Below are 23,642 nucleotides of genomic sequence, written 5' to 3' on the forward strand. Positions count from 1 at the left end.
CAGGCTGCTGACTCGGGAAACGTCAGGGCGCGGTCCTTCTAGCACCGAACTTTACACTGTCAATTACACGGACTGCAGGACCCGGTGATGGCTGCGGCAAAAACACATCACCATGGCAACCTGCGCGAGGCGCTGGTCGAGGCGGGAATCGCGCTGCTGTCCGAGGGCGGGCCCGGCGCCCTGACGCTGCGCAAGGCGGCGGCGCGGGCGGGCGTGTCACATGCCGCCCCGGCGCATCATTTCGACGGGCTGCCCGGTCTGCTGGCCGAGATCGCCCTGCGCGGCTTCGAGATGTTCCATGCCCATCTGGACCAGCGTTGCCGGGCCGAGACCTCGGACGACCCCTTCGCGCAGCTGATGGCGGCGAACAGCGCCTATGTCGAATTCGCCCGTTGCCATCGCGCGCTGTTCCAGCTGATGTTCGTCGAGGTCGAGCATTCCACCCCGCCGCTGCGGCTGGCGGCAGTGCGCTGCTATGGCGTGCTGCAGGAAAAATGCCGGCCGCTCTGCGGCGACCGCGACCCGGCGGCCTTCGAAAGCGCGGTCTGGGCGCTGACCCATGGCTATGTCGCGCTTGGCATGGCCGAGCCGAGGCCCAACGCCCCGGCCCAGGTGCCGTCCTACGAGACCCTGCTGCGGATGCTGGTCCGCCCCGAGGGCGAACCAGCGCGCTGATCAGCCGTCCTGGCGGATGCGGGCGTTCGACGGGTCGAAGGGGCTGTCCTCGGCCACTTCGGCGTCATAGAGCTCGCGGAACATGCGGACCTTCAGCTTGGTGCCCGGCGCGGCCAGTTCGGGGCGGACATAGCCCATGCCGATCTGCTTGCCGAAGGCCACCGACCAGCCGCCCGAGGTCAGCCGCCCGACCCGCTGCCCGTCAAGGAACAGCCCCTCGCGGCCCCAGGGATCGGCATCCGCCGGCCCGTCGATCAGCAGGGTGACGCATTTCGAACGAATGCCCTTGGCCAGCATCTTCGCCTTGCCGTTGAACTCCTTGTCCAGATCGACGAAACGATCCAGCCCGGCCTCCAGCGGCGTCGCGTCGCGGCCCAGCTCGGTGCCGAAGGCGCGATAGGATTTCTCCTGACGCAGCCAGTTCTGCGCCCGCGCGCCGACCAGCTTCAGCCCGTGTTTCTCGCCCGCCTTCACCAGCTGGTCCCAGAGATAGCGGCCGAATTCGACCGGGTGGTGCAATTCCCAGCCCAGCTCGCCGGTATAGGCCACGCGGATCGCCATGGTCGGGCACATGCCCAGCTCGATATCCTTGGCCGAGAGCCAGGGGAAACGCTTGTTCGACAGCGCGGTTGCCGGGTCGGCATCGCGGATCAGCTCGGCCAGGATCGCGCGGCTGTTCGGCCCGGCCAGTGCGAAGACGCCATATTGGTTGGTCACGTCATGGATATGCACCGGCCCGAATTCGCCGCCCATCTCTTCGGCCAGCTTGCGCAGGTTGTCGGAATCGTAATCCGCCCAGGCCCCGGCCGAGACGAGGTAGTATTCGTTCTCGCCGCGCCGGACGATGGTGTATTCGGTGCGCGTGGTGCCGGCCTCGGTCAGCGCATAGGTCAGGTTGATGCGGCCGACCTTGGGCAGCTTGTTGGTGGTGAACCAGTCGAGGAACGCCGTCGCGCCGGGACCCGAGACCGAATGCTTGGCAAAGGCCGAGGCGTCGATCAGCCCGGCGGTGTCGCGGATCGCCTGCGCCTCGTCGCGCGCATATTGCCACCAGCCGCCGCGGCGGAAGCTGCGGGCCTTGTGGTCGAAATCGGCGGGCGCGTCCTTCGGGCCGTAATAGTTCGGACGCTCCCAGCCATTCACCTGCCCCATCTGCGCGCCCGCCGCGATCTGGCGGTCATAGGCGGGCGCGGTGCGCAGCGGCCGGGCGGCCTCACGCTCTTCATCGGGATGGTGCAGGATGAAGACGTGGGAATAGCATTCCTCGTTCTTCGTCACCGCATATTCCGTGGTCATCCACTTGCCATAGCGGCGCGGATCGAGGCTGGCCATGTCGATCTCGGCCTCGCCCTGGGTCATCATCTGCGTCAGGTAATGCCCCACCCCGCCGGCTGCGGTGATGCCAAAGCTGAAGCCCTCGGCCAGCCACATGTTGCGCAGGCCCGGCGCCGGGCCGACCAGCGGGTTGCCGTCCGGGGTATAGCAGATCGGGCCGTTGAAATCGTCCTTCAGGCCCACGGTTTCCGACGAGGGCAGCCGATGAATCATCGACATGTATTCTTCTTCGATCCGCTCGAGATCCAGCGGGAACAGGTCGGCGCGGAAGGTCTCGGGCACGTCATAGGGGAAACGTGCCGGCGCGCCCTCCTCATAGGGGCCAAGGATCCAGCCGCCGCGCTCCTCGCGCACATACCATTTCGCATCGGCATCGCGCAGCACCGGATGCTCCGGGTTGCCCGCCGCGCGCCAGGCGGCCAGCGCCGGGTCGGGCTCGGTGACGATATACTGGTGCTCGACCGGGATGGCCGGGATCTTGATGCCCAGAAGTCGCGCGGTGCGCTGCGCGTGGTTGCCGGTCGCAGTCACCACATGCTCGGCCCGGATCTCGAAGACCTCGCCCGACGGCACCAGCCGGCCCCCCTTCTCGATCATGCGCTCGCAGGTCACGACCCACTCGTCACCGCTCCAGCGATAGCCGTTGACCTGCACCTTGCGCTCGATCGCGGCCCCCGCCATGCGCGCGCCCTTGGCCAGCGCCTGCGTCACATCGGCCGGGTTGATATAGCCATCGGTCGGATGGAACAGCGCGCCCTTCAGATCGTCGGTGCGCAGCAGCGGCCAGCGGTCTTTCATCTGCGCGGGCGTCAGGAATTCATGCTCGACCCCAACCGTCTCGGCAGTGGCGGAATAGAGCATGTATTCATCCATCCGCGCATCGGTCTGCGCCATGCGCAGGTTGCCGCAACGGGTGAAGCCGGCATTCAGCCCGGTCTCGGCCTCGAGGCTGGCATAGAGCTTGACCGAGTAATCGTGGATATGGCTGGTGGCGTAACCCATGTTGAACAAGGGCAGCAGACCCGCCGCGTGCCAGGTGGAACCTGCCGTCAGCTCGTCGCGCTCGACCAGCAGCGTGTCCCAGCCGGCCTTGGCCAGATGATAGGCGATGCCACATCCGACGGCGCCGCCACCGACCACCAGAACCTTAACCTGCGTCTTCATTGCGCGAATCCCCTGCTCAGATCTTGCAAACCGTAGTGCCAGACAAGTCCGCAGGCGCATAGCATGGCCCGACACATCCCCGCGCGAAAACGACATACCCACCGTCACCCGCCCTGATGCTGCAATGCAGCACTTGCACGAATCCGTTAATTTCCCTTATCTTTCCCGGAATTGCGCGGGGGAGGTGCAGCCATGGAAATCTGTCGCGACACGGGCTCGATGATCGCGCTCTCCGACCGCTGGCGGGCCGAGGGCAAGCCCATCGTTCTGGTCGCCACCATGGGCGCGCTGCACGAGGGGCATCTGACGCTGGTCAGTCGCGCGCAGGACTGGCTTGCGGAACGCGGCGGCGGGCGGGTCGTCACCTCGATCTTCGTGAACCCGACGCAATTCGGCGAGGCCGAGGATCTGGCGAAATATCCCCGCACCGAGGAAGCCGATACCGCGCTTCTCGCTGGCGCCGGGGTGGATGCGATCTTCCTGCCGGGGGTCGCCGATATCTACCTGCCCGGCGTGCAGACCATCGTCGATGTGACCGGCCTGTCGCGCGTGCTGATGGGCAAGCTGCGCCCCGGCCATTTCCGCGGCGTGGCGACGGTGGTGACGAAACTCTTCAACATCACCGGCTGCAATGCGGCGACCTTTGGCGAGAAGGATTACCAGCAGTTGACGCTGGTGCGGCAGATGGTGCGCGACCTGAACACGCGGGTCGAGATCATCCCGGTGCCGACCGTGCGCGAGGCGGACGGGCTGGCCATGTCCTCGCGCAACCAGCGCCTGACGCCCGAGGATCGTGCGGCGGCACCGGTGCTCAGCCGATCGCTCGACCGCGCGCAAGAAGTCGCGGCCAGCGGCGGCACCATCGCCGCCATCCGGCGCGAGGTGGCGAAGGTGCTGGCGGGCGAGCCGAGGGGCGAGGTTCAGACCATAGACATCCGCCGTGCCAGCGATCTGGCGGCGATCAGCGGCCAGCCGGATCAGCCGGTCGTGGTTTTGCTGGCCGTGCGCTTTGGCGGCGTGCTGTTGATCGACCAGAGGGTCTGCGATCCCTCGGCCTGATCTCGCGGGCGCTTGCGCCCCTGCCGGATGACCGCGCGCACCGTCTCTGCGGCATCGAAGTTCCGGTCGGGATCGGTGGAATAGATCTGCCGCTCCAGCGCCCGGATCGCCGGCGCCTGTTGCGGATCATGCCCGCGCAGCCGCAGATGCGCCCCCGCCGCGTGCAGCAACTCCATCAGCCTCCCCTCGCCCGCCGCCTTGCGCATGGCCCCGACATGCGGGCTCGGCCGCCAACGCAGGATCGCGCGCCGCATCGCCGCCGGTGGTCGGAAACCGCGTCCCCAGAAGAGCAGGACCAGACCGGCAGCCCCGCCCAGCAGCAGCATCGCCGTGGCGGTCAGCGCAAGCCGCATCCGCGCCTGCCCGGCATCGGCGATATTGGCGGCAAAGCTGGCGAAGCCGAAGGGGATGGGCTTCATCGCCGCCACCTCGATCTGCCGGGTTTCCGTATCGAGCCAGGGGAAGGCAAAGGCCTTCAGCACTGCCGGCTCACCGGTGATCGGCTGCATGGTCCATTCCCAGACCACGGTCGAGACCGGCCCCTCGGGCGTCGGCTCGGTGCTGCGCTGTTCGGGCTGGGTAAAGCTTTTCAGCCAGCGTTCGCGCAGATCGGGGCGCGGCGGCAATTGATGAGACAGCGCGCCCTCGGCCCGGATGGTGACGCGGCGGATCAGCAATTCGCCGTCCTGCAGCTTGGCCGGATCGGTGGACAACTCGTCCGTCAGCGTCAGGCGATGGGCCGAAAGCGGCGGCGCGTCCGCCGGGAAGGGCTTCACATCGATGGTGATGGCGGGCGAGATGACCTGGATCTTGCGCTGCCGTCCATCCGCGCCGGTGATGGTCAGGTCATGGGTCAGCGGCCCAATGGTCAGCGGCCCGGCCTCGCGTGGAAAGACGGCCAGCTTGCGCTCGAAAATCTGCCACATCCGGCCCTTGATCCGCTCGCGATACCACTTGTCGGTGTCGAGCTGCATCCAGTCATAGCCGGGACTGTCGGGAAAGATCAGCTCGGACAGGTTCACCGTCGCATCATATTCGGCCCTCAGCGTCAGCGGGATCATCTCGCCCGCCACCGGATTGCCATGCGGATGCAGGATGTCCAGCCGCATCTCCTGCGCCGGGGCGGGACGCAGCGACCAGACCAGCAGCAACAGCACAGCCAGCAGCGGGGCGATCAGCCATTTCACCATGGCTGACCCTCGCGCGGGCGGATCAGGCCAAGGGTCTCGCGCCGCCGATACTCGGCCTGCAATCGCAGCGCCAGAAATTCGCCCGGGTCATCCGAGATCGTCGCCAGCCAGTCCTCGCTGGCTGCCACGCCGCGCGCCTGCATCATCCTCCGCCAGTCGGGATTGCTGCGCCCGATGGGATTGGCGAGGCCCGGCAGCGGCGGCGTGCCGTCGCCCTGTTTCCCGCCTGCGCCTAGCAGCCGCCCCGGCGCAACGCTGTCGCCCTGCTCGGGCGGATACATCGCCGCGACAAGATCGCGGTTCCGCCGCGCCTCGGCATCGGCGGGGTTCGAGAACAGCACCGCATCGAAATAGGCCACCGACAGCGGGTAATCGCCGGTGGCGGCCAATGACAGACCGCGATTATAGGTCTCGGACCGCCCGGCGCGGGCAAAGGCGTCATCCGCCGCCCGCCAGTCGCCAAGCCGATAAAGTGCCATGCCCTCGGCCGCCGGATCGCTGAGAAAGGGCATGGCCAGCCGTTCGGCCCCTGCGCGCAGCGCCAGCCGACCCCAGGCATCGGGACCGGCAAGGGCGAGACAGGCGAGGCCTGCCGAGGCGATGAGCAGCAGCCGGTTCATTTCGCCCTCCGAAGCAGCGACAGCAGCGGAAGCAGGGCCAGCGCGGCAAGGAAAGGCCCGAGATCGCGGTATTGCGTGGCGGCCAGCGCCGGGTCGCGGGCGCTGAGACCGGGGCGGGTCAGCAGGTGCTCGACCGCCGCCGGATCGGCGGCGCTGGCCGAGGCGCCGCCGCCAAGCCGGGCCAGTTCGGCCAGCGCCTCGGGCGCGGGCGGCGGCGCGTCGGGGGCGCCCCGGTGCAGCGCCAGCGTCGACAGGCGGATGCCGCGCTCGGCCAGACGGTCGGCAGCGCCGCGCGTAGTGGCATCGATGCCGCCGCCATCCGAGATCAGCACCAGATCGGCGCGCTTCATCCCCGCCAGCATCTCGCCCCCCAGCCCGAGAGCCGCCGAAGGACGGCTGCCATCGCCGGGCATCAGCCCCGGCGCCATGGCGGCGATCTGGGTTTCCAGCACCCGCCCGTCCATGGTGGGCGCCGAGACGGCAAAGGCCTCGCCGTCATAGAGGATCAGCCCGACCGGCCGACCGGCCAGCGCCTGCACCAGACCGGCCGTGGCGATCTGGGCATCGGCCAAGGCCGGCCCCTCAGCCACCGAGGGCGACAGGTCCACCGCAAGGATCACCGCATCGACCTGTGCGAGCACCGGCGCATCGCCGCGCGGCAAGGCCGGTCCCGCCAGCCCCAGCATCAGCGCCGCCCCGCCCATCAGCGGCAGGAAGCGCCGCCAGCCGCTGCCGCCGATGGTCAGATGACCCAGCTGGCGCATCCCCTCCAGCATCGCGGGCGGCATCACCGCCTGCCAGCCCCCGGCATCGGGCCGCCGCTGCCATTGCCACAGCGCCAGCGTGATCAGCGGCAGGATCAAGACCAGCCACCATGGGCGCAGCAGGATCAGCGGCCCGCTCATCGCGGCCGCCTGAGGCCGAGGACCAGCAGGCACAAAGCGGCAAGACCGGCGGGCCAGACCCAGAGGCTGCGCCAGAAGCGCAGCGGCGGGCGTTCGGATTGCCCTGGTTCCAGCCGGTCCAGCGTGCGGGCCATGGCGAGAAGATCGGCCATGTCGCGAACCCGGAAGCTGGCACCGCCGCTGGCTTCGGCCACCTCGCGCAGGGTCTTGGCATCGACGGCATCGCGTGACCGGGGCTGGCTTTCCAGATCATCCGGCCCCAGCGCGATTGTGTGGACCCGGATGCCCTTCTCCGCCGCCAGCCGCGCCACCGAAACCGCCGGGACCTCGCCCGAAGTGTTCACCCCGTCGGACAGCAGCACCACCACCCGGCTTGGCGCCTCGCTGTCCGAGAGCCGCTTCAGCGCCAGCCCCAGCCCGTCGGAAATCGCCGTCGAGCGCCCCGAGATGCCGATCTGCGCCTCGTCGATGGCCCGCGACACCGTGCCCACGTCAAAGGTCAGGGGGGCTGCGAAATAGGCGCGGTCGCCGAAGATCACCAGCCCGATCCGGTCGCCCCTCCGTGCCTCGACGAAGGCGCTGGCCGTGCGTTTTACCGCCTCGAGCCGCGAGATCGGCTGGCCGTCCAGCCGGAAATCCTCCTTCACCATGCTGCCCGAGAGATCCAGCGCAAGCACGATCTCGCGCCCCGAGACCGGCAGCATGTCCGAAACCTCGCTGATCCGTGGCCCCGCCAGTGCGATCACCAGCGCGACCCACGCGAGCGCCGCGATCAGCAGCCCGGCGCGGTCGGCCTGCCGCCCCTGCCCCGGCTCGGCTCCCTGAAAGACCGGCCCCGGCACATGCAAGGCCGGGCGCGGGCGTTCCGGCGCGGGCCAGAGCCAGCGCAGGATCAGCGGCAGCGGCAGCAGGATCAGCATCAGCGGCGCGGCAAGGTTCATCGGTGAAACCGCCTGCGGCTGGCGCGCTCGATCTCGTCGGCGTTTGGCGGGGTCGCGAGATAGGCGGCTTCGCGCAGATCGGGCGGCAGGCGACCGGTGATCCGGGCAATGGCCAGCAACCGCTCGCCCGCCGGCAGGTCGCGGGTGGCGCTGAGGCGCTGGCGGGTCGTGGCCCGGCGGGTCAGCAGCGGGCCGAGGAGCAGTGCGATCAGCGCCGCCGCCAGAAGCCCCAGCCCGACCAGCGCCAGCATCTCGCGCCCCTCGAGCACCCGCATTGCGGCGGGCAGGCGGATCGGGGCCAGCGCCTCCAGCAACTCCTCGCGGGTCATGGCAGCACCTGTTCGACCGTCGCGCCAAGCGCACGCAGGCGCGCCAGATCGCCTGCAAGGTCCAGCGGCCGGAGCCGCCCCAGCCGGAAGGCCGCACCATCGGTGACGGCCAGCGCACGCGCGGGCGGGGCGGATTCGGCCGGATCGACGATCAGCGAGATGACCAGCCGCCGCCCCCGCGCCAATCGTGCCAGCGCCGGGGCGTCGGCCTCGGTGATCGCCTGCGCCTCGGTCGCAAGATGCAGCCGGCTGCCCGGCGGCACCATCCGCGCGGCCCGTCCCGACAGCGCCGCCAGCCCAAGGCCCTGCGGCTCGGGCCGGGTCAGCGCAAGATCATGCTCGCCCTGAAACATCCGGGCGATCGCCGCCATCTGCCGGTCGCCCTGCCCCGCTGCGATCGCGCCGATCCCGGCCTCGGTCAGCGCCAGCGCGCCGACATTGCCGCCGCGCATCATCGCCTGCCAGCCGATCCGCGCCAGGTGCAGCCCGGCCCGGACCGAGCGAAACGCCTCCCCCGTGCCCCACAGCATCGGCGCACGGAAATCCGCGATCAGCAGGGTGGTGTCGTCGCGATCCTCGTGAAAGCTGCGGATATGGGGAATGCCGGTGCGGGCAGTGGCCGAGGGATCGATGCGGCGCGGATCATCACCCTCGACATAGGCCCTGAGTTCGCGCAGATCCATGCCCGCGCCCGGTGGCCGGGCCGGCAGCGCGCCGGGGCGGCGGGTGGCCGGACGGTGGCGCGCGGTCGATTGCGCCTCGCTGCGCAGGGCCAGCATCTCGGCGGCCAGAAGCCGCAACCCGGGCCGGTCCAGCGCCGCCGGCAGGGCTACCACGGCTTGATCCCGGCTTGCGCCGCCGCGATCAGGTCGCGGCCGCTGCGGCCCTCGCTGGCGGCGGCCCAGCTGGGCACCAGACGGTGCGACAGCGCGTCGCCAGCCAGTTCCTCGGCATCCTCGGGCAGCCCGTGATCGCGGCCATTCAGCCAGGCCCGTGCCCGCACGGCGGCGGCCAGCGCCAGCGTGCCGCGCGGCGAGACCGCATGTTCCACATCAGCAGCCACCGCGCCCCCGGCCCGTGTCGCCATGACCAGCCGGATGATGTAATCCTTCAAGACCGGCGCCAGATGCACCCGCGCTACCTCGGCCCGCGCCGCCCGGATCTGCGCGCCCGTCAGCGGCGCACCTGTCAGCACCGGCGGGGCCACCGCCTCGGCCTCGACCAGATCGAGGATCTGCCGCTCGATCTCGGCATCGGGCAGGTCCAGCGACAGATGCAGCAGGAAACGATCCAGCTGCGCCTCGGGCAGCGGGAAGGTGCCCTCGTGCTCGATCGGGTTCTGCGTCGCCACCACCATGAAGGGATCAGGCAAGGGCCGCGTCACGCCGCCCACCGTCACCTGCCGCTCGGCCATCGCCTCGAGCAGCGCCGACTGCACCTTCGGCGGCGCGCGGTTGATCTCATCCACCAGCACGAGGCTGTGAAAGACCGGGCCGGGGACGAAATCGAAGGCCCCTGTCTCGGGGCGAAACACCTGCGTCCCGGTCAGGTCCGAGGGCAGCAGGTCGGGCGTGCACTGGATGCGGGCGTGATCGCCCGGCAGATGCGCCGCCAGCAGCGTGACGGCGCGGGTCTTGGCCACGCCGGGCGGCCCCTCGATCAGCACATGGCCGCCGGCCAGCAGCGCGATCAGCAGACGCTCGACCATTCGCGCATGGCCGATCAGCCCCGCCCCCACCTGCTCGCGCAAGCTGGCGACGGCATCCCATTCGGTGCGGGCATCCTCCATGCGGCTCCTCCTGCCGTTTCCCCCACCTTAGGGGGGATTTCGCGGCGGGCCAGCCGTCAGGCGGGAAAGGTCCACCCTTAGGACTAGGCGAAAGCCGCCCGGGCGGATTGCAATTCCCCGCAGAACGTCGAACCATGGTCCCGCCGCTGCCGAGGAGAAGGATCCCGCGATGAACAGGAAGCCCGACAATCTGACCCTGCCGCAGCCGCTGAACCTGATCGGCAATGACTGGGTTCCCGCCGCTTCGGGCCGGTCGATGCCGGTGCTGTCGCCCATCGATGGCGCGGTCTTCACCGAGATCGCGGAAAGCGATGCCAGCGATGTCGATGCCGCCGTTGCCGCCGCCCGCGCTGCCTTCGACGGTGGCGACTGGTCGCGCCTGACGGCGACGGAACGCGGGCGGCTGTTGATGACCTATGCCCGGCTGATCGCCGAGCATACCGAGGCGCTGGCACAGCTGGAAACCCGCGACAACGGCAAGCCGATCAAGCAGGCGCGCGCCGACATGGTGGCCACCGCGCGCTATTTCGAATTCTATGGCGGGGCCGCCGACAAGGTGCATGGCGAGATCATCCCCTTCCTCAACGGCTATGACGTGGCGGTGCATCGCGAGCCTTACGGCGTCGTCGGCGCGATCATCCCGTGGAACTACCCGGCGCAGATCTATGGCCGGGTGGTCGCGGCGGCGCTGGCGATGGGAAATACCGTGGTGCTGAAACCCGCCGAGGACGCCTGCCTCTCGGCGCTGCGGCTTGGCGAACTGGCGGTCGAGGCGGGCTTTCCGCCTGGCGCGCTGAACATCGTCACTGGTCGGGGCGAGGTCGCGGGCAAGGCACTGTCGGAACATCGCGGGCTGGATTTCCTGACCTTCACCGGCTCGCCCGAGGTTGGCGTGATGATCCAGATCGCGGCGGCTCGGAATTTCATTCCCTGCACGCTGGAACTGGGCGGCAAGTCGCCGCAGATCGTCTTCGACGATGCCGATCTGGACGCCGCCCTGCCCTATCTGGTGAATGCCATCGTCCAGAATGGCGGCCAGACCTGCTCGGCGGGCAGCCGTGTTCTGGTCCAGCGCGGTATTCTGGACCAGCTGTCGGGGCTGCTTGCAAAACGATTTGCCGAGATCGAGGCCTCGGCCTCGGGTGAAGAGGCGCTGCTCGGGCCGCTGATCTCGGCCCGTCAGAAAGCGCGGGTCGAAACCTATATCGCCGAGGCCGGCGCGCCGCTGATCGCGCGAGGCCGGATCCGCGCCGATGCGCCACCGGGCGGCTTCTATGTCGCGCCGGCGGTCTTTGGCCCGGTCGATCCGGGGTCGCGGCTGGCGCAGGAAGAGGTTTTCGGACCGGTCCTCGCCGTCATCCCCTTCGACGACGAGGCCGAGGCGATCCGCATCGCCAATGGCACCGAATACGGGCTGGTCGCCGCCGTCTGGACCCGCGATGGCGGGCGACAGCAGCGGGTCGCCAAGGCGATGCGCTGCGGGCAGGTCTATATCAACGGGTTCGGCGCCGGCGGGGGCGTTGAACTGCCCTTCGGCGGGGTGCGCAAATCCGGGCATGGGCGGGAGAAGGGTTTTGCGGCGCTGTATGAATTTTCGCAGATCAAGACCATCGTGAACAATCACGGGTAAGAAAGGCAGGCAGGGATATGAGATTGCAGGGAAAAACGGCGCTGGTGACGGGCGCGGCCTCGGGCTTTGGCAAGGGCATCGCGGAAACCTTTGCCCGCGAGGGCGCGAAGGTCGCGGTGGTCGATCTGAACGAGGCGGGCGCGCAGGCCGTGGCGGCCGAACTGGGCGGTGACGCCATCGCCATCGCCTGCGACGTGTCCAAGAGCGATCAGGTCGAGGCGGCCGTGCAGGCCGCTCGCGCCGCCTTTGGCCGGCTGGACATCGTGGTCAACAATGCCGGCTGGACCAACCCGAACCGCCCGCTGATGGAGACGGACGAGGCCACCTATCGCAAGATCCTCGACATCAACGTCATGTCGATCTTTCACATGACCAAAAGCTGCGTGCCGGTCTGGCGCGATCAGGGCGGTGGGGTGATGATCAATGTCGGCTCGACCGCCGGCATCCGCCCGCGACCGGGGCTGACCTGGTACAATTCCTCGAAGGGCGCGGTGAACCTGATGAGCCGCTCGCTGGCGGTGGAACTGGCACCCGACAATATCCGGGTGAACTGCATCGCCCCGGTCATGGGCGCGACCGGGTTGCTGGAACAGTTCATGGGCGTGCCCGACACGCCCGAGAACCGCGAACGCTTCATCGCCACCATCCCGATGGGCCGGCTGTCCCAGCCCCGCGACATCGCCAATGCGGCGCTTTACCTCGCCTCTGACGAGGCCGATTTCATCACCGGCGTGGTGCTGGAAGTAGATGGCGGCCGCACCATCTGAAGCCGGACGATCTGAGCCTTAGGTCTCGACCAGTTCCGCCAGCTGGTCGAGACATTGCCCCCAGCCCTCGGCAAAGCCCATCTCCTCGTGCCGCTTGCGGTCGGCCTCGTCCTTGTGCAGCACCCGCGCGGAATAGCGCGTGCCTTCGCCATCCGCCTCCATCAGGATGATCGCGGTCATGAAACCTCCGCCGGTCGGGCGGAAATCCGGGCCGAGGCCATCGGTAAAGACCAGCTTGTGATGGGGTTCGGCCACCAGCACGCAGCCGGGGTTTTCCATCTCGGTCCCGTCGGGCAGTCGCATGACGATGTTGCAGGCCCCACCGGGGCGCGGGTCGATCTCGGCCTTGGTCACTTCGACCGGCTTCGGCGCGAACCATTGCTTCAACAGGTCGGGCGTGGTCCAGGCGCGCCAGATCTTTTCCGGCGTGGCATTGATCCGGCGCGAGATCATCAGATCCCGCCCGTCGACGGTCACGGTGTTTTTCGGCATTGTTGCTCTCCTCTGCGCCGGATGCTGCCAGAGGGGGTTATCAGGCGCAAGGCAGGGGGAAGGTATCAATGAACCCCGACCGCCCGCCTCAGAACGCCTTGAACGTCATGGTCGTCAGCGTCCGGCTGATGCCCTCGATATCGAACAGGCGTTCGGCCAGATAGCGGCCGACATCCTCGTCCTCGGGGATATAGACCTTGGCCATCAGGTCATATTCACCGCTGGTCGAGTAAAGTTCGCTGACGACCTCGCGGTCGTAGATGGCATCGGCGACCTCGTAGGTCTTGCCGGGGGTGCAGCGGAACTGGACGAAGACGGGGCGCATCGGGAACCTCGGACTGGGGTGATGGCGGCAGGTTAGCCCGCCGCCGCCGCCCGGGTCCAGCCCCCGCGCCGCAACCCGTGATAGAAGCGCCAATAGAGCAGCACCGCAGAGACCGACAGTCCCGCCAGCAGCCCGGCCCAGAGGCCCGGCGCGCCCATGCCAAGGGTGAAGGCGCAGACATAGCTGGTGGTCATCCCCACCGCCCAATAGCCGACGATCGCCAGGTAGAGCGGGATCTGCGTGTCCTGCACGCCCCTGAGCAGGCCCTGCAGGATCACCTGCATCGCATCGGCGATCTGGAACATCGCCGCCCAGATCATCAGCCCCACCGCGACCACCAGGATCGCCCCGCTGCTCGGGTCGGTCTGATCGAGATAAAGCTGCACCAGCGGTGCGGGCCAGAGGATGAAGATCACGATCACCACCGCCGCGAAACCCAGCGACATCAGGATCACCGCCGCCGCCACGTCGCGCAGGCCAGCGAAATCGCGGCGGCCAAAGGCGTCGCCGGCGCGGATGGTCGCGGCATTGGACAGGCCCAGATGCACCATGAAGGCGATCGAGGTGATCTGCAGTGCGATGCCATGGGCGGCCAGTTCGGTGGTGCCGATCCAGCCCATCATCACGTTGCTGCCGGCAAACAGCGCCACCTCGGCCACGATCGCCAGACCGATGGGCAGGCCAAGGCGGAAGACGCTGAAGAAGAAGGGCCAGTCGGGACGCCAGAATCGCTGCATCAGCCGATAGCGCCGCGCCTCGGGCAGCCACAGCGCATAGGCCAGGAGGCCGACCAGTTGCAGCCCGTTCACGATCAGGCTGGCAATGGCCGAGCCGGCCACGCCCAGTTCCGGAAAGCCCCAGTTGCCGAAGATCAGCAGCCAGTTCAGCAACACGTTCAGCGGCAGCCCCGCCAGCGTGATCCACATCACCGCATTGGGCCGGCCAAGGGCCGAGAGATAGGAATTGATGACCATCCCGCCCAACACCAGCGGCATGGCGGGCATCATGATGCGCAGGTAATCCTGCGCCAGCGCAGCGATCTGCGGCTGCTGCCCCAGAAAGGTCAGGATCGGACCCGACCACCACATCAGCGGCGCCATCAGCAAACCGTGCAGCATCGACAACCAGATCGCCATGCGGGTGACGCGCCGCACCTCGACATCATCGCCGCGTGCGCGGGCCCCGGCGATCAGCCCCGAGCCGCCGATGGAATAGCCGCCGCCCAGGAGGAACAGCAGCATGTAAAGCGAGCTGGCCAGAACCAGCGCCGCCAGCGCCTCGACCCCGTACCAGCCGACCATGACCGTATCGGCCACGCCGATGGCCATGCGCGCGACATGGCTGCCGATCATCGGCAAGCCAAGCGCCAACGTGGCGGTCAGTTCGGGGCGAAGGCGGGCGATATCCATTCCTCGCCCATATCTGCACAATCTGCAGGCAGCAAGCGGCATGACATGCTTGGGCAAGTGCTTGCCGCATCCGCCGCCATCTGCGATAGACAGCCCCGACGACACCGGAGCCCGACATGACCTTTCGCGCCCGCCATCTGCTTGGCATCGATCACCTTGCCCCGCAGGAGATCACCACCCTTCTCGATCTGGCCGAAACCTATGTCGAGTTGAACCAGCGCACGGTGAAACATGCCGATGCGCTGGCCGGGATGACCCAGATCAACCTGTTCTTCGAGAACTCGACCCGCACGCAATCGAGCTTCGAACTGGCCGGCAAGCGACTGGGGGCGGATGTGATGAACATGTCGGTCGCCCATTCCTCGGTGAAGAAGGGCGAGACGCTGATCGACACGGCGCTGACGCTGAACGCCATGCATCCGGACCTCTTGATCGTGCGCCACCCGAATTCCGGCGCGGTGAACCTTCTGGCGGAAAAGGTGAACTGCGCCGTCATCAATGCGGGCGATGGCCGGCACGAACATCCGACGCAGGCACTTCTGGATGCGCTGACCATCCGCCGCGCCAAGGGCCGCATCCAGCGTCTGACCGTCGCCATCTGCGGCGACATCGCGCATAGCCGGGTGGCGCGCTCGAACCTGATCCTTCTGGGCAAGATGGAGAACCGTCTGCGCCTGATCGGGCCGCGCACGCTGATGCCGGCGGGCGTCGCTGATCTCGGCTGCGAGGTCTACGAGGACATGCGCGAGGGGCTGAAAGGCGCCGATGTGGTGATGATGCTGCGGCTTCAGAAAGAGCGCATGGATGGCGGCTTCATCCCCTCGGAACGCGAATATTTCCACCGCTGGGGGCTCGATGCCGAGAAACTGGCGCTGGCCAAGCCCGATGCCATCGTCATGCATCCCGGCCCGATGAATCGCGGCGTCGAGATCGACGGAACCATCGCCGATGACATCAACCGTTCCGTCATTCAGGACCAGGTCGAGATGGGCGTGGCCGTGCGCATGGCGGCGATGGACCTGCTGGCGCGGAACCTGCGCAGCGAACGCGGCCGCGTGCTGGCCGGACCGGGGCTGTGGGATGGCTGATCTGCAACCGGGCGAGAAGGTGGTGCAGGTCTGGCGCAGCAGTGACGCCGCCATCCTGCGCAGCGTCGGCATCGCCACCGCGCTGGTGACGGCGCTGCTGCTCTTCATCGCGCGCGACGCCGAGGGCGGCTTTGACACGCGCCGCTTCCTCATCTCGATCGCGATTTTCGCCGCGATCATGCTGGCCTCGGGCTTCCTTCTGGACCGCAACCGCGAATGGGTGATGACCGACCGCCGGGTGATCGCCCCGAATGGCCGCAGCCTCGACCTCGGCCCCGACCTCAAGGTCCGCCCGCTGATCTTCGCCCTGCGCCTGCGCCAGCAGGGCCGGCTGTCGCTGACGGTGCGCGGCGTGCCGGATATCGGCGGGATGGCCGCGACGATCCGGCAGGCGGCGCTGACGCCGAACAAAAGAAATGGCTGAACCGATGATCCACTTCCAGAATGCCCGCCTGATCGACCCCGAGGCGCAGACCGACGGCAGCGGCTCGCTGACCGTCGAGGAGGGCCGGATCGTCGCGCGCGACGGCGAGGCGCCCTCGGGTGCCACCGTCATCGACTGCAATGGCCGGGCGCTGGCGCCGGGGATCGTCGACTGGGGCGTCAAGATCGGCGAGCCGGGCGAGCGGCACAAGGAGAGCTTTCGCAGCGCCGGGCTGGCGGCTGCGGCGGGCGGGGTGACGACGATGATCGTGCGGCCCGACACGCTGCCGCCGATCGACACGCCCGAGGACCTGGAATTCGTCGCCCGCCGCGCCTCGGCGGCGCCGGTGAACATCCGCCACATGGCCGCGCTGACCAAGGGCCGCGAGGGGCGCGAGATGGTCGAGATCGGCTTCCTGACCGATGCCGGAGCCGTGGCCTTTACCGATGGCGTGCGGGTGGTGGGTGACAGCAAGCTCTTGGGCCGCTGCATGAGCTATGCCAAGGGCGTCGGCGCGCTGATCGTCGGCCATCCGCAGGACCCGAGCCTGTCCAAGGGCGCGGCGGCGACCAGCGGCAAGTTCGCCTCGCTCTATGGCATCCCCGCCGTCTCGCCCATGGCCGAGGTGATGGGGCTGGACCGCGATCTGGCGCTGGTCGCCATGACCGGCTGTCGCTGGCACGCCGACCAGATCACCACGGCGGCCGCCCTGCCCGCCCTGCGCCGGGCGCGGGCGGCGGGGCTGGACGTGACCGCCGGCACCTCGATCCATCACCTGACGCTGAACGAATTCGACGTGGGCGATTACCGCACCTTCTTCCGCTTCACCCCGCCGCTCAGGTCCGAGGATGACCGGCTGGCCATGGTCGAGGCCGTGGCCGAGGGCGAGATCGATGTGATCGCCAGCTTCCACACCCCGCAGGACGAGGAAAGCAAGCGCCTGCCCTTCGAGGTCGCGGCCCCCGGCGCGGTGGGCCTGCAGACGCTGCTGCCGGCGGCGATGCGGCTTTACCATCAGGGCGGGCTGACGCTGCCGGAACTGTGGCGCGCCATGTCGCTGAACCCGGCGCGGCGGCTGGGGCTCGAATCCGGGCGTCTGGCCGTCGGCGCGCCCGCCGACCTGGTGCTGTTCGACCCGGATGCGCCCTTCGTGCTCGACCGCTTTGCGCTTCTGTCGAAATCGAAGAATACCCCCTTTGACGGCGCCCGGTTGCAGGGCAAGGTGCTGGGCACCTGGGTGGCGGGCGAAAGGGTCTTTGGATGAGCATTCTGATCTGGGCGGTGCTGGGCTATCTTCTGGGTTCCGTGCCCTTCGGGCTGGTCATCACCCGTGCCTTGGGCCTTGGCGACCTGCGCCAGATCGGCTCGGGCAATATCGGCGCAACCAATGTGCTGCGCACCGGCAACAAGCCGGCGGCGCTGGCGACACTGCTGCTGGATGCCGGCAAGGGCGCCATCGCCGTGCTGCTGGCGCGCCATTTCGCCGGCGAGGATGCCGCGCTGGTCGCGGGCGCGGCGGCCTTTCTGGGCCATTGCTTCCCGGTCTGGCTGGGCTTCAACGGCGGCAAGGGCATGGCCACCTTCCTTGGCACGCTGATCGCGCTCGACTGGCGAGTCGGGCTGATGTGCTGTGCGACCTGGCTTCTGGTGGCGCTGATCGCCCGGATCAGCTCGCTCTCGGCGCTGATCTCGGCAGCGATGGCGCCGGTCTATGCCTGGGCGCTGGGGAAACCCCCGCTGATGGCCGCGGCGCTGTTCATGACGGTGCTGATCTTCATCCGCCACAAGGCCAATATCGCGCGCCTGCTGGACGGGACCGAGCCCCGCATCGGCGCCAAGAAATAGCCCGCCCGTTCCCGGGCGGGCCTGACCTCGCCACCATGCCGCAGATGGGCGGAGAAACCGTCAGCCTTCCCCGTCAGGAGACCGGGACAGGCCTCAGCCGCGTCTCGGCCAGATGCGGGTGCACCGGGGTCGCCAGCGGACGCACGGGCACCTCGATCACCTGGAAGCGGCCATCGGCATTGCCGCAGACCGGCCCCAGCGGCTGCGCCGGCCAGCTGAGCCTGCGGGCCATGCGCAGGAAAGCGGGCGAGCCGAGGAACAGGCAGGTCGTCGCCCCCTCGCTCAGCAGGAACAGGTTGACCTCTTCCAGCACCCGCTCGGTCAGCGATTTCGGACCGTTCACGATCATCCGCGTCAGCTCCCAGGTCCGCGAATCGGATGGCGGCACCTCGTCGCACAGATCGTCCGGCAGCCCCGGCAGATGGCCCAGGCAGGCATCGCGGATCATGTAGGAATAGCGCAGGCTGCCATGACCGCTGTAATGGTCGGTCCGGCGCAACCGCGCCCCGCCGATGACCTCGTCGCCCTCGAGACAAATCACATAAGTCGTGTCGAGCGAATCATATTGCTCGAATTCGACATCATCGGCATAAAAGAGCGGCCATTCCAGCCGATCGACAAATACCTGTTTTCGCAATTTCAGATAGTCATGAACCAAATGCCAGGATGATATATCATCCGGGATTCTGACGATCTTGACGCTATATTCAGGAGAAAGGTCTGGATTCTGTTTCCATTCAATTGGGAAGTGTTTCTCGAGCAGCATGATTGGGCATTTCCTTGGTTGCACCGATAAAAAGCCGCACACCCTCTGCCGTAACCGCCCATACGCCCCATTCTCGAAGCTCTATGGTGACGGGATTATCGCTTTCGCGAACCTCGAACATCAAAAGCAGGTTCCTGACCATGTCGATGGTAAAGTCTGCTTTCGCGACTAGCGGCAAATAGCCAACGGTCACCCTGTCAGATATGGATTCCATAACACCCCCAATGGTCCGCGCTTTCGTTGCGGTAAATTGACCGTATCCCATACAATTTGCAATTGACAGACACCTGTCTGATTAGCCAGTCTCATTGGCCAGACACCACGGGTTGCGGCCCGCAGGAACGGTATTGGAAGATGTTGGAAGCGATTATCCCGAACCACGAGCAGGAACTTGCCGAGATCGCCCTGCTCGCACCATCGGGCTATTTCATGGGTTTCGGTTTGCGATTCGGTCGCCCCGACCTGATCATCAACCGCTATCCGCCGAAATGGACGCAGAAGTACGAAGAGGACAATTACTTCTTCCGCGATCCGCTGGCGATCTGGACCATGGCCCGGACCGGCAAGACCCGCTGGTCCGAGGTCAGCATCCCCGACCCCTTCGACGTGATGAGCGAGGCGGCGAAATACGGGCTGCGCTACGGCGCGACCTTCGTGGCCAAGGTCGACCGCAAGCGGTCCTTCATGTCCATGGCCCGCCCGGACCGCGAATTCAACGATGCCGAAATGGCGATGCTGGGGGTCAAGCTGGACCTCTGGGCGCATCTTTTCGCCCGCAGCCATGTCGCCCTGTCCGAGAAAGAGATCGAGGCGCTGCGGCTGATGCGCGACGGGCTGACCCATTCCGAGGCCAGCGAAAAGCTGGATATAAGTGTCTCGGCCCTGAAACTGCGGCTGTCCGGCGCGCAGAAGAAACTGGGCAGCCGCAACACCATGACGGCGGTGGTCAAGGCGGTGCGCGACGGGCTGATCTGAGCGCGGTCCTCACCCCCGGCGCATCAGCGCGTCCAACTGCTTCAATCCTTCCAGGGCGCCCGAGACCGCCGCCTTCAACTGCTCGGCGGTCTCGCCCTCCTCGGCCTCCTCGCGCGCCAGCCGCGCCTTGGCGGCGGACATGAATTCCGTCACCTGCGGCAACGCCTTGCGCGCCTCGGCCACGAAGGCGCGGTCCCCCAGCCGCTCCTGCGTCTCGCGGCGGGTCAGGGCTGCGCGGTGCAGCGCGTCGTCGATCCGGCTTTGCAGCGCCTCGAGCCGCGCCGCCGTCTCGCCGGTGAGACCCTCGCCCGAAACCTCGGCCTCGGCCTTGGGGCCAAGCCGTCGCAGACCCTGCACCGCCGGCACCAGGATGCTGGCGCCCGAGGCGAAACCCTCGGCCGTCGCCAGCCGCGGATTGGCGGCCAGCAACTGCGCCTCGGCCCGGCGCAGCAGATCCGGCGTGGTCCCTTCGGCGATCTCGTAGACCCGCTTGACCAGCGTGGCGATGGTGCGCTCGCGGCCCAGCTTTGCGATCCGTGTCGACATGGCGCGTTCCTCCTCAGACCTTGATGTTCAGCGCGTCGAAGGGCGGCTTCAGCCCGTTCGGGCGCAGCTCGACCATGGATGAGACGATATTGCCGACCGGGGTGGCGCCGCCGGTGCGTCCGGTCAGGATGTGCAGCGAGATCTTGTCCGAGACATGGATGACGGTATTCCCCTGCACCGAGACGCGGGGCGCGGCCAGCATCACCACCTCGCGCAGCCCGCTTTGCGATTGCAACTCGCACTGGTTGCCGGCGAAGGACAGCGCCCCGCGCGGCTCGACCATCGACACGATGGCCCCGATCACCTGCTGCGCAGAGCGGATCTGGTTCGCGCTGGCCGAGACCTGCCCGGCGCGCACCGGCTGGAAGACGGCGAAATGGCTGGCGGACGCCGCCCAGCTGTTCCCCGCGACATTGACATAGGCATAGTCGCCCCCGCCCGCCTGCGGCAGCGCGCCGGGAAAGCCATTGGTCGCCGCCCCCGGATCACCCCGGTCCAGATCGGCATCCTCGATCAACTGGCCTACGCGGATCGCGCGCCAGTCCGAGCGAACCTCGCCCTGTTCGGCATCGCCGAAGATCCGGTTCCCCCCCAGCACCAACCCCAGATAGGGCGCCATACCAAGGATGCCGACCGCCCGGCTTTCCACCTGCCCGCCGCCGATCTCGCTGAGCACGTTCGAGCCGATATCGACGCTGCCCACGCCCTGCACCCCGATGCCCAGATGGAGCTGGCCATTGCCGCCGGCATTGCCGACCGTTCTGACCGAATTGCCAACCACCTGCGCGGTTTCGACCGAGGTGAGGCCGATCCCTACCGCGCTCGCCCCGGTATTCAGCCCGATCCGCTGGATCGAATTATTGTCCACCGCCAGATGGCGCACGGTCGCGGCGGGATCGGTGACGATGCCCGCCTGCCCGATATCGCGGATGATGTTGCGCTTGATGAAAAGCGTGTCATGCGCGCCCGCGATACGGATGCCCGCCCCGGCCAGATCGAAGATGGTATTGCCGATGATCTGCCCGGAGGTGCGTATCTGCGGCAGGATGTTGGGCGTCAGGATGATGCCGTCCCCCGCCTCATCCCCGCCCGAGATCTCGCAATCGGTGATTCGCATGGTCCCGGCGGAAAGGCTGATCGCCGTTCCATCCGCGATCACCGTCGAGGCGTCGATGGACAGTCCTGCCGCCGGAAGTTCGACCCATTTGACCCGGACGCCGCCGCCCCGCGACAGCACCAGATTGCGCGACAGGATCGCGTTGGCCAGGTTCAGCGCGGCGCGATCGATCAGCACGCCCGCACGCGCGCCGAAGAGGATCGAGTCAAGCACCCGCAACTCGGCAAAGGCAGCGAAGGGCGGCGGGTCGTCATTCTCGCGCGGGAACGAGACGCGCGAGCCGAGCGCATGGGGCGCGATGACCAGACATTCCTCGATCTTGCTGCCGATCTGCATCCCGTCCAGCGCGATGCCGAAGGCAAAGCTGTCCTCGGGGTTCGGCCCGACGACCAGCACGGCCATCCGGCGCAGCGCCAGCAGCGCGCAGTTCTGCGCCGCGATGCCATGCACCGGAACCGCGCCATCCGCCGGCACCGCGAAGACGGTGAAACGTTCCAGTTGGATATCCACCGAACCGATCACCTGCACCGCGCCACCCGCGCCTTGATAGAGAAGCTGTGTGCCCAGACCCTGCCCCTGCAGCGTGATCGCTCGGCGCTCTGCGATCCGCACTGGCTCGGCCAGCCGGTATTGCCCGGCCTCGAGGCAGACGGTTCCGCCATCATCGCCGACCTGATCGATGGCCTGCTGGATGGTCAGCGCGCCGGAATTGTGGCTCTCGGCGGTGACGCAGACGGTGCAGGCACAGCAGTCATCCCCGCCCTGCATCAGCGGCGGCCAGAGGGTGCGGCAGTCGAGCACCTGCCCGCCGGCCCCGGCAGCAGCGGGGCGGATCATCGCCAGCCTCGCGTGATGGCGCTGGATGCCCACTGGCGGGGCGGCGCGCAGGATCTCGATCTGGGTGCCGGCGGTGCGGGCGGCAAAGCGCCAGTGATCCATCGGCCGGAACCGCCCCGGCCCGGCGGCGGTCGAGAAGCTGACGGTGATGCCGCTTTCCAGAACCAGCACGGTCCCGTCGGGCGGCACCGGGATCAGCCCGTTGGACGCGGCCGCGTCCAGATCGACCCATTGCGTGCCATTGGCGCGCCGGATGATGCCCTGCTGATCCCACCGGATGAGCCGCGTATGCCGCGCCGCCAGCGTGTCGCCGCCCACTCCGCTTGGCCGCAGATCGGCGGCGATGGCGGTTTCAAAGCTGATCTCGCGAGTCTCGGCATCGACCTCGGCCACGCGCAGCATCTGGCCCGAGAGGTGGTTGAACTCGCGGCGGTCGTCGGTCAGCTCGACCCAGTCGCCGGGCGCGAAGCGCAGCACCTGATCGCGCCCGATCCGGCTGACCGTCAGGCTTTCGCCATCCGCCGCAATTGCCGTGACCGCGGCCCGGACCGAGGCATTCTCGCGGCTGAACTTGAAGCCCCAGCTGGTCTGGGCCGCCGGATCGGCATTGGCGTTCAGCAGCCCGTGGATCTCGACCCGATAAAGCTGGTTCTCGAGCCCGGTATAGCCATCCGTCGGCGGCACAAGGCAGGGGTTCTCCGGCTCGTCGATATCGATGGTCGCCGTGGTCAGCCGCGCGGTCGAGGGCGCGGTGATCGCAGTCCAGCCGGGCAGTTCGTCGTCGGGCGTCTGGCAGGTCGCATTGGCCCCGACATTCTGCAGCACGCGCACCTGCCAGACGGTTTGCCAGCGCGTCGTGGTATCCAACCCGCCAAGCGCGGGTTCCAAGAGCGCCGGAAGCTCGGTCGGCGTCACCTCGCGGTTCCAGACCGCGAGGTAGACGAGATGCGGGCCGCCGCCCTGTGGCAAAGGCACGGGCGTCGGCCAGAAGGGCTGCTCGAGATAGTTGGTCAGATCGCCGGTGGCGGGCGAGATCATCTCGTCCAGCACACCCTCGGCCCGGCCCGCTTCGATCCGCCCGCGATCAAAGACCGGCGCGGGCCGGGCGGGATTGCTGCCATCGAAATCGGCGCGGCCGAAATGCTCGGCCAAGAGCCCGTCCACGTAGATCCGTCCCCGACCGAACTGCATCCCGCCGGGCACAAGCGAGATTTCGAAGGCTTGTTCCGTTTCGCGCGGCACCACGGCGCGGCCGATAATATCGACCGTCTCGGCCCGGATGCGGCGCTCGAAAAGGGCGACCATCTCGTTCCAGTCGCTGTCCAGAACCGCGCGACCCTGCTGCAGGAAAACGCCGGCAAAGCTGCGCAGCGCGTCGAAACTGTCCCGGCTATAGTCGCCACTCATCGGGTCA

General features: G+C 67.9%; 24 protein-coding genes. 9 read left to right on the top strand and 15 right to left on the bottom strand.

Annotated features, from left to right (window positions below; translation table 11 throughout):
• Nucleotides 1-87: 87 nt before the first annotated feature.
• Nucleotides 88-675 (top strand): TetR/AcrR family transcriptional regulator, encoded by a 588-nt coding sequence (locus Q1A36_RS12375; RefSeq protein WP_299844288.1) that lies wholly within the window; start codon nt 88-90, stop codon nt 673-675.
• On the opposite strand, the gene Q1A36_RS12380 is transcribed toward Q1A36_RS12375, so the two are convergent.
• A complete protein-coding gene (locus tag Q1A36_RS12380; protein WP_299844291.1) occupies nt 676-3,174 on the bottom strand; it encodes an FAD-dependent oxidoreductase in 2,499 nt (832 codons plus the stop codon).
• 192 nt (nt 3,175-3,366) lie between these two features.
• Here Q1A36_RS12380 and panC point away from each other — a divergent pair, with 192 nt between their 5' ends.
• Nucleotides 3,367-4,233: a pantoate--beta-alanine ligase gene (gene panC, locus Q1A36_RS12385; protein WP_299844294.1), complete on the top strand. Its 867-nt coding sequence runs from the start codon at nt 3,367-3,369 to the stop codon at nt 4,231-4,233.
• On the opposite strand, the gene Q1A36_RS12390 is transcribed toward panC, so the two are convergent.
• Genes Q1A36_RS12390 through Q1A36_RS12420 form a run of 7 tightly spaced genes read right to left on the bottom strand, consistent with a single transcriptional unit; the run spans nt 4,152 to nt 10,007 of the window.
• The gene (locus Q1A36_RS12390) at nt 4,152-5,423 is read right to left on the bottom strand and encodes a hypothetical protein (protein ID WP_299844297.1); all 1,272 of its coding nucleotides are present in this window, start codon (nt 5,421-5,423) and stop codon (nt 4,152-4,154) included. The two genes, panC and Q1A36_RS12390, sit on opposite strands and share 82 nt — an antisense overlap.
• Entirely contained in the window at nt 5,417-6,043 is a 627-nt protein-coding gene (locus tag Q1A36_RS12395) for a hypothetical protein (protein WP_299844300.1), read from the bottom strand. Before Q1A36_RS12395 ends, Q1A36_RS12390 begins: the two co-directional genes overlap by 7 nt.
• On the bottom strand, nt 6,040-6,948 hold the full coding sequence (locus Q1A36_RS12400; RefSeq protein ID WP_299844303.1) for a hypothetical protein: 909 nt from the start codon (nt 6,946-6,948) through the stop codon (nt 6,040-6,042). Before Q1A36_RS12400 ends, Q1A36_RS12395 begins: the two co-directional genes overlap by 4 nt.
• The gene (locus Q1A36_RS12405; protein WP_299844306.1) at nt 6,945-7,889 is read right to left on the bottom strand and encodes a VWA domain-containing protein; all 945 of its coding nucleotides are present in this window, start codon (nt 7,887-7,889) and stop codon (nt 6,945-6,947) included. The genes Q1A36_RS12400 and Q1A36_RS12405 overlap by 4 nt, the downstream gene beginning before the upstream one ends.
• Nucleotides 7,886-8,218 carry a hypothetical protein gene (locus Q1A36_RS12410; RefSeq protein WP_299844309.1) on the bottom strand — a complete coding sequence of 111 codons (333 nt, stop codon included), beginning with the start codon at nt 8,216-8,218 and terminating at the stop codon, nt 7,886-7,888. The genes Q1A36_RS12405 and Q1A36_RS12410 overlap by 4 nt, the downstream gene beginning before the upstream one ends.
• On the bottom strand, nt 8,215-9,054 hold the full coding sequence (locus Q1A36_RS12415) for a DUF58 domain-containing protein (protein WP_299844312.1): 840 nt from the start codon (nt 9,052-9,054) through the stop codon (nt 8,215-8,217). The genes Q1A36_RS12410 and Q1A36_RS12415 overlap by 4 nt, the downstream gene beginning before the upstream one ends.
• A complete protein-coding gene (locus Q1A36_RS12420; protein WP_299844315.1) occupies nt 9,048-10,007 on the bottom strand; it encodes an AAA family ATPase in 960 nt (319 codons plus the stop codon). The genes Q1A36_RS12415 and Q1A36_RS12420 overlap by 7 nt, the downstream gene beginning before the upstream one ends.
• A gap of 169 nt (nt 10,008-10,176) precedes the next feature.
• On the opposite strand from Q1A36_RS12420, the gene Q1A36_RS12425 reads away from it, so the two are divergent.
• Together Q1A36_RS12425 and Q1A36_RS12430 are read left to right on the top strand one after the other, a co-directional pair.
• Nucleotides 10,177-11,637, top strand: coding sequence for an aldehyde dehydrogenase family protein (locus Q1A36_RS12425; protein WP_299844318.1), 1,461 nt, complete (start codon nt 10,177-10,179; stop codon nt 11,635-11,637).
• A gap of 17 nt (nt 11,638-11,654) precedes the next feature.
• Nucleotides 11,655-12,404 (top strand): SDR family oxidoreductase, encoded by a 750-nt coding sequence (locus tag Q1A36_RS12430; protein ID WP_299844321.1) that lies wholly within the window; start codon nt 11,655-11,657, stop codon nt 12,402-12,404.
• 18 nt (nt 12,405-12,422) lie between these two features.
• Here Q1A36_RS12430 and Q1A36_RS12435 read toward each other — a convergent pair whose 3' ends face one another.
• From Q1A36_RS12435 to Q1A36_RS12445, 3 genes are all read right to left on the bottom strand, one after another.
• Nucleotides 12,423-12,896 carry an SRPBCC family protein gene (locus Q1A36_RS12435; protein WP_299844323.1) on the bottom strand — a complete coding sequence of 158 codons (474 nt, stop codon included), beginning with the start codon at nt 12,894-12,896 and terminating at the stop codon, nt 12,423-12,425.
• A gap of 88 nt (nt 12,897-12,984) precedes the next feature.
• A complete protein-coding gene (locus Q1A36_RS12440) occupies nt 12,985-13,221 on the bottom strand; it encodes an Lrp/AsnC ligand binding domain-containing protein (RefSeq protein WP_299844326.1) in 237 nt (78 codons plus the stop codon).
• Nucleotides 13,222-13,253: 32 nt separating this feature from the next.
• Nucleotides 13,254-14,630 carry an MATE family efflux transporter gene (locus tag Q1A36_RS12445; protein WP_299844329.1) on the bottom strand — a complete coding sequence of 459 codons (1,377 nt, stop codon included), beginning with the start codon at nt 14,628-14,630 and terminating at the stop codon, nt 13,254-13,256.
• 116 nt (nt 14,631-14,746) lie between these two features.
• Here Q1A36_RS12445 and Q1A36_RS12450 point away from each other — a divergent pair, with 116 nt between their 5' ends.
• Genes Q1A36_RS12450 through plsY form a run of 4 tightly spaced genes read left to right on the top strand, consistent with a single transcriptional unit; the run spans nt 14,747 to nt 17,987 of the window.
• A complete protein-coding gene (locus Q1A36_RS12450) occupies nt 14,747-15,718 on the top strand; it encodes an aspartate carbamoyltransferase catalytic subunit (RefSeq protein WP_299844331.1) in 972 nt (323 codons plus the stop codon).
• Nucleotides 15,711-16,142, top strand: a complete 432-nt coding sequence (locus tag Q1A36_RS12455) for a hypothetical protein (protein ID WP_299844334.1) — start codon at nt 15,711-15,713, stop codon at nt 16,140-16,142. Before Q1A36_RS12450 ends, Q1A36_RS12455 begins: the two co-directional genes overlap by 8 nt.
• Nucleotides 16,135-17,406 carry a dihydroorotase gene (gene pyrC / locus Q1A36_RS12460; protein ID WP_299844337.1) on the top strand — a complete coding sequence of 424 codons (1,272 nt, stop codon included), beginning with the start codon at nt 16,135-16,137 and terminating at the stop codon, nt 17,404-17,406. Before Q1A36_RS12455 ends, pyrC begins: the two co-directional genes overlap by 8 nt.
• The gene (plsY, locus tag Q1A36_RS12465; RefSeq protein ID WP_299844340.1) at nt 17,403-17,987 is read left to right on the top strand and encodes a glycerol-3-phosphate 1-O-acyltransferase PlsY; all 585 of its coding nucleotides are present in this window, start codon (nt 17,403-17,405) and stop codon (nt 17,985-17,987) included. The genes pyrC and plsY overlap by 4 nt, the downstream gene beginning before the upstream one ends.
• Before the next feature lie 73 nt (nt 17,988-18,060).
• Here the strand turns inward: plsY and Q1A36_RS12470 are convergent, their stop codons facing one another.
• Both Q1A36_RS12470 and Q1A36_RS12475 read right to left on the bottom strand, forming a co-directional pair.
• Complete coding sequence (locus tag Q1A36_RS12470; RefSeq protein ID WP_299844343.1) at nt 18,061-18,753, bottom strand: acyl-homoserine-lactone synthase; 693 nt, start codon at nt 18,751-18,753, stop codon at nt 18,061-18,063.
• The gene (locus tag Q1A36_RS12475; protein WP_157935883.1) at nt 18,725-18,967 is read right to left on the bottom strand and encodes a hypothetical protein; all 243 of its coding nucleotides are present in this window, start codon (nt 18,965-18,967) and stop codon (nt 18,725-18,727) included. The genes Q1A36_RS12470 and Q1A36_RS12475 overlap by 29 nt, the downstream gene beginning before the upstream one ends.
• A 140-nt stretch (nt 18,968-19,107) precedes the next feature.
• Here Q1A36_RS12475 and Q1A36_RS12480 point away from each other — a divergent pair, with 140 nt between their 5' ends.
• Nucleotides 19,108-19,728 (top strand): autoinducer binding domain-containing protein, encoded by a 621-nt coding sequence (locus Q1A36_RS12480; protein ID WP_299844348.1) that lies wholly within the window; start codon nt 19,108-19,110, stop codon nt 19,726-19,728.
• Between the two features lie 9 nt (nt 19,729-19,737).
• On the opposite strand, the gene Q1A36_RS12485 is transcribed toward Q1A36_RS12480, so the two are convergent.
• Entirely contained in the window at nt 19,738-20,274 is a 537-nt protein-coding gene (locus Q1A36_RS12485; RefSeq protein ID WP_299844351.1) for a hypothetical protein, read from the bottom strand.
• 13 nt (nt 20,275-20,287) lie between these two features.
• Nucleotides 20,288-23,635: a DUF6519 domain-containing protein gene (locus Q1A36_RS12490; protein WP_299844354.1), complete on the bottom strand. Its 3,348-nt coding sequence runs from the start codon at nt 23,633-23,635 to the stop codon at nt 20,288-20,290.
• Nucleotides 23,636-23,642: the final 7 nt, after the last annotated feature.

The sequence above is a fragment of the uncultured Paracoccus sp. genome (assembly GCF_947487305.1).
Taxonomy (GTDB): Bacteria; Pseudomonadota; Alphaproteobacteria; order Rhodobacterales; family Rhodobacteraceae; genus Paracoccus.

Bases quoted from the DNA above. Each gene is read 5' to 3' on its own strand.
- Q1A36_RS12375 (WP_299844288.1), top strand. From the start codon at position 88: ATGGCTGCGGCAAAAACACATCACCATGGCAACCTGCGCGAGGCGCTG.
- Q1A36_RS12380 (WP_299844291.1), bottom strand. From the start codon at position 3,174: ATGAAGACGCAGGTTAAGGTTCTGGTGGTCGGTGGCGGCGCCGTCGGA.
- panC (WP_299844294.1), top strand. From the start codon at position 3,367: ATGGAAATCTGTCGCGACACGGGCTCGATGATCGCGCTCTCCGACCGC.
- Q1A36_RS12390 (WP_299844297.1), bottom strand. From the start codon at position 5,423: ATGGTGAAATGGCTGATCGCCCCGCTGCTGGCTGTGCTGTTGCTGCTG.
- Q1A36_RS12395 (WP_299844300.1), bottom strand. From the start codon at position 6,043: ATGAACCGGCTGCTGCTCATCGCCTCGGCAGGCCTCGCCTGTCTCGCC.
- Q1A36_RS12400 (WP_299844303.1), bottom strand. From the start codon at position 6,948: ATGAGCGGGCCGCTGATCCTGCTGCGCCCATGGTGGCTGGTCTTGATC.
- Q1A36_RS12405 (WP_299844306.1), bottom strand. From the start codon at position 7,889: ATGAACCTTGCCGCGCCGCTGATGCTGATCCTGCTGCCGCTGCCGCTG.
- Q1A36_RS12410 (WP_299844309.1), bottom strand. From the start codon at position 8,218: ATGACCCGCGAGGAGTTGCTGGAGGCGCTGGCCCCGATCCGCCTGCCC.
- Q1A36_RS12420 (WP_299844315.1), bottom strand. From the start codon at position 10,007: ATGGAGGATGCCCGCACCGAATGGGATGCCGTCGCCAGCTTGCGCGAG.
- Q1A36_RS12425 (WP_299844318.1), top strand. From the start codon at position 10,177: ATGAACAGGAAGCCCGACAATCTGACCCTGCCGCAGCCGCTGAACCTG.
- Q1A36_RS12430 (WP_299844321.1), top strand. From the start codon at position 11,655: ATGAGATTGCAGGGAAAAACGGCGCTGGTGACGGGCGCGGCCTCGGGC.
- Q1A36_RS12435 (WP_299844323.1), bottom strand. From the start codon at position 12,896: ATGCCGAAAAACACCGTGACCGTCGACGGGCGGGATCTGATGATCTCG.
- Q1A36_RS12440 (WP_299844326.1), bottom strand. From the start codon at position 13,221: ATGCGCCCCGTCTTCGTCCAGTTCCGCTGCACCCCCGGCAAGACCTAC.
- Q1A36_RS12445 (WP_299844329.1), bottom strand. From the start codon at position 14,630: ATGGATATCGCCCGCCTTCGCCCCGAACTGACCGCCACGTTGGCGCTT.
- Q1A36_RS12450 (WP_299844331.1), top strand. From the start codon at position 14,747: ATGACCTTTCGCGCCCGCCATCTGCTTGGCATCGATCACCTTGCCCCG.
- Q1A36_RS12455 (WP_299844334.1), top strand. From the start codon at position 15,711: ATGGCTGATCTGCAACCGGGCGAGAAGGTGGTGCAGGTCTGGCGCAGC.
- pyrC (WP_299844337.1), top strand. From the start codon at position 16,135: ATGGCTGAACCGATGATCCACTTCCAGAATGCCCGCCTGATCGACCCC.
- plsY (WP_299844340.1), top strand. From the start codon at position 17,403: ATGAGCATTCTGATCTGGGCGGTGCTGGGCTATCTTCTGGGTTCCGTG.
- Q1A36_RS12470 (WP_299844343.1), bottom strand. From the start codon at position 18,753: ATGCTGCTCGAGAAACACTTCCCAATTGAATGGAAACAGAATCCAGAC.
- Q1A36_RS12475 (WP_157935883.1), bottom strand. From the start codon at position 18,967: ATGGAATCCATATCTGACAGGGTGACCGTTGGCTATTTGCCGCTAGTC.
- Q1A36_RS12480 (WP_299844348.1), top strand. From the start codon at position 19,108: ATGTTGGAAGCGATTATCCCGAACCACGAGCAGGAACTTGCCGAGATC.
- Q1A36_RS12485 (WP_299844351.1), bottom strand. From the start codon at position 20,274: ATGTCGACACGGATCGCAAAGCTGGGCCGCGAGCGCACCATCGCCACG.
- Q1A36_RS12490 (WP_299844354.1), bottom strand. From the start codon at position 23,635: ATGAGTGGCGACTATAGCCGGGACAGTTTCGACGCGCTGCGCAGCTTT.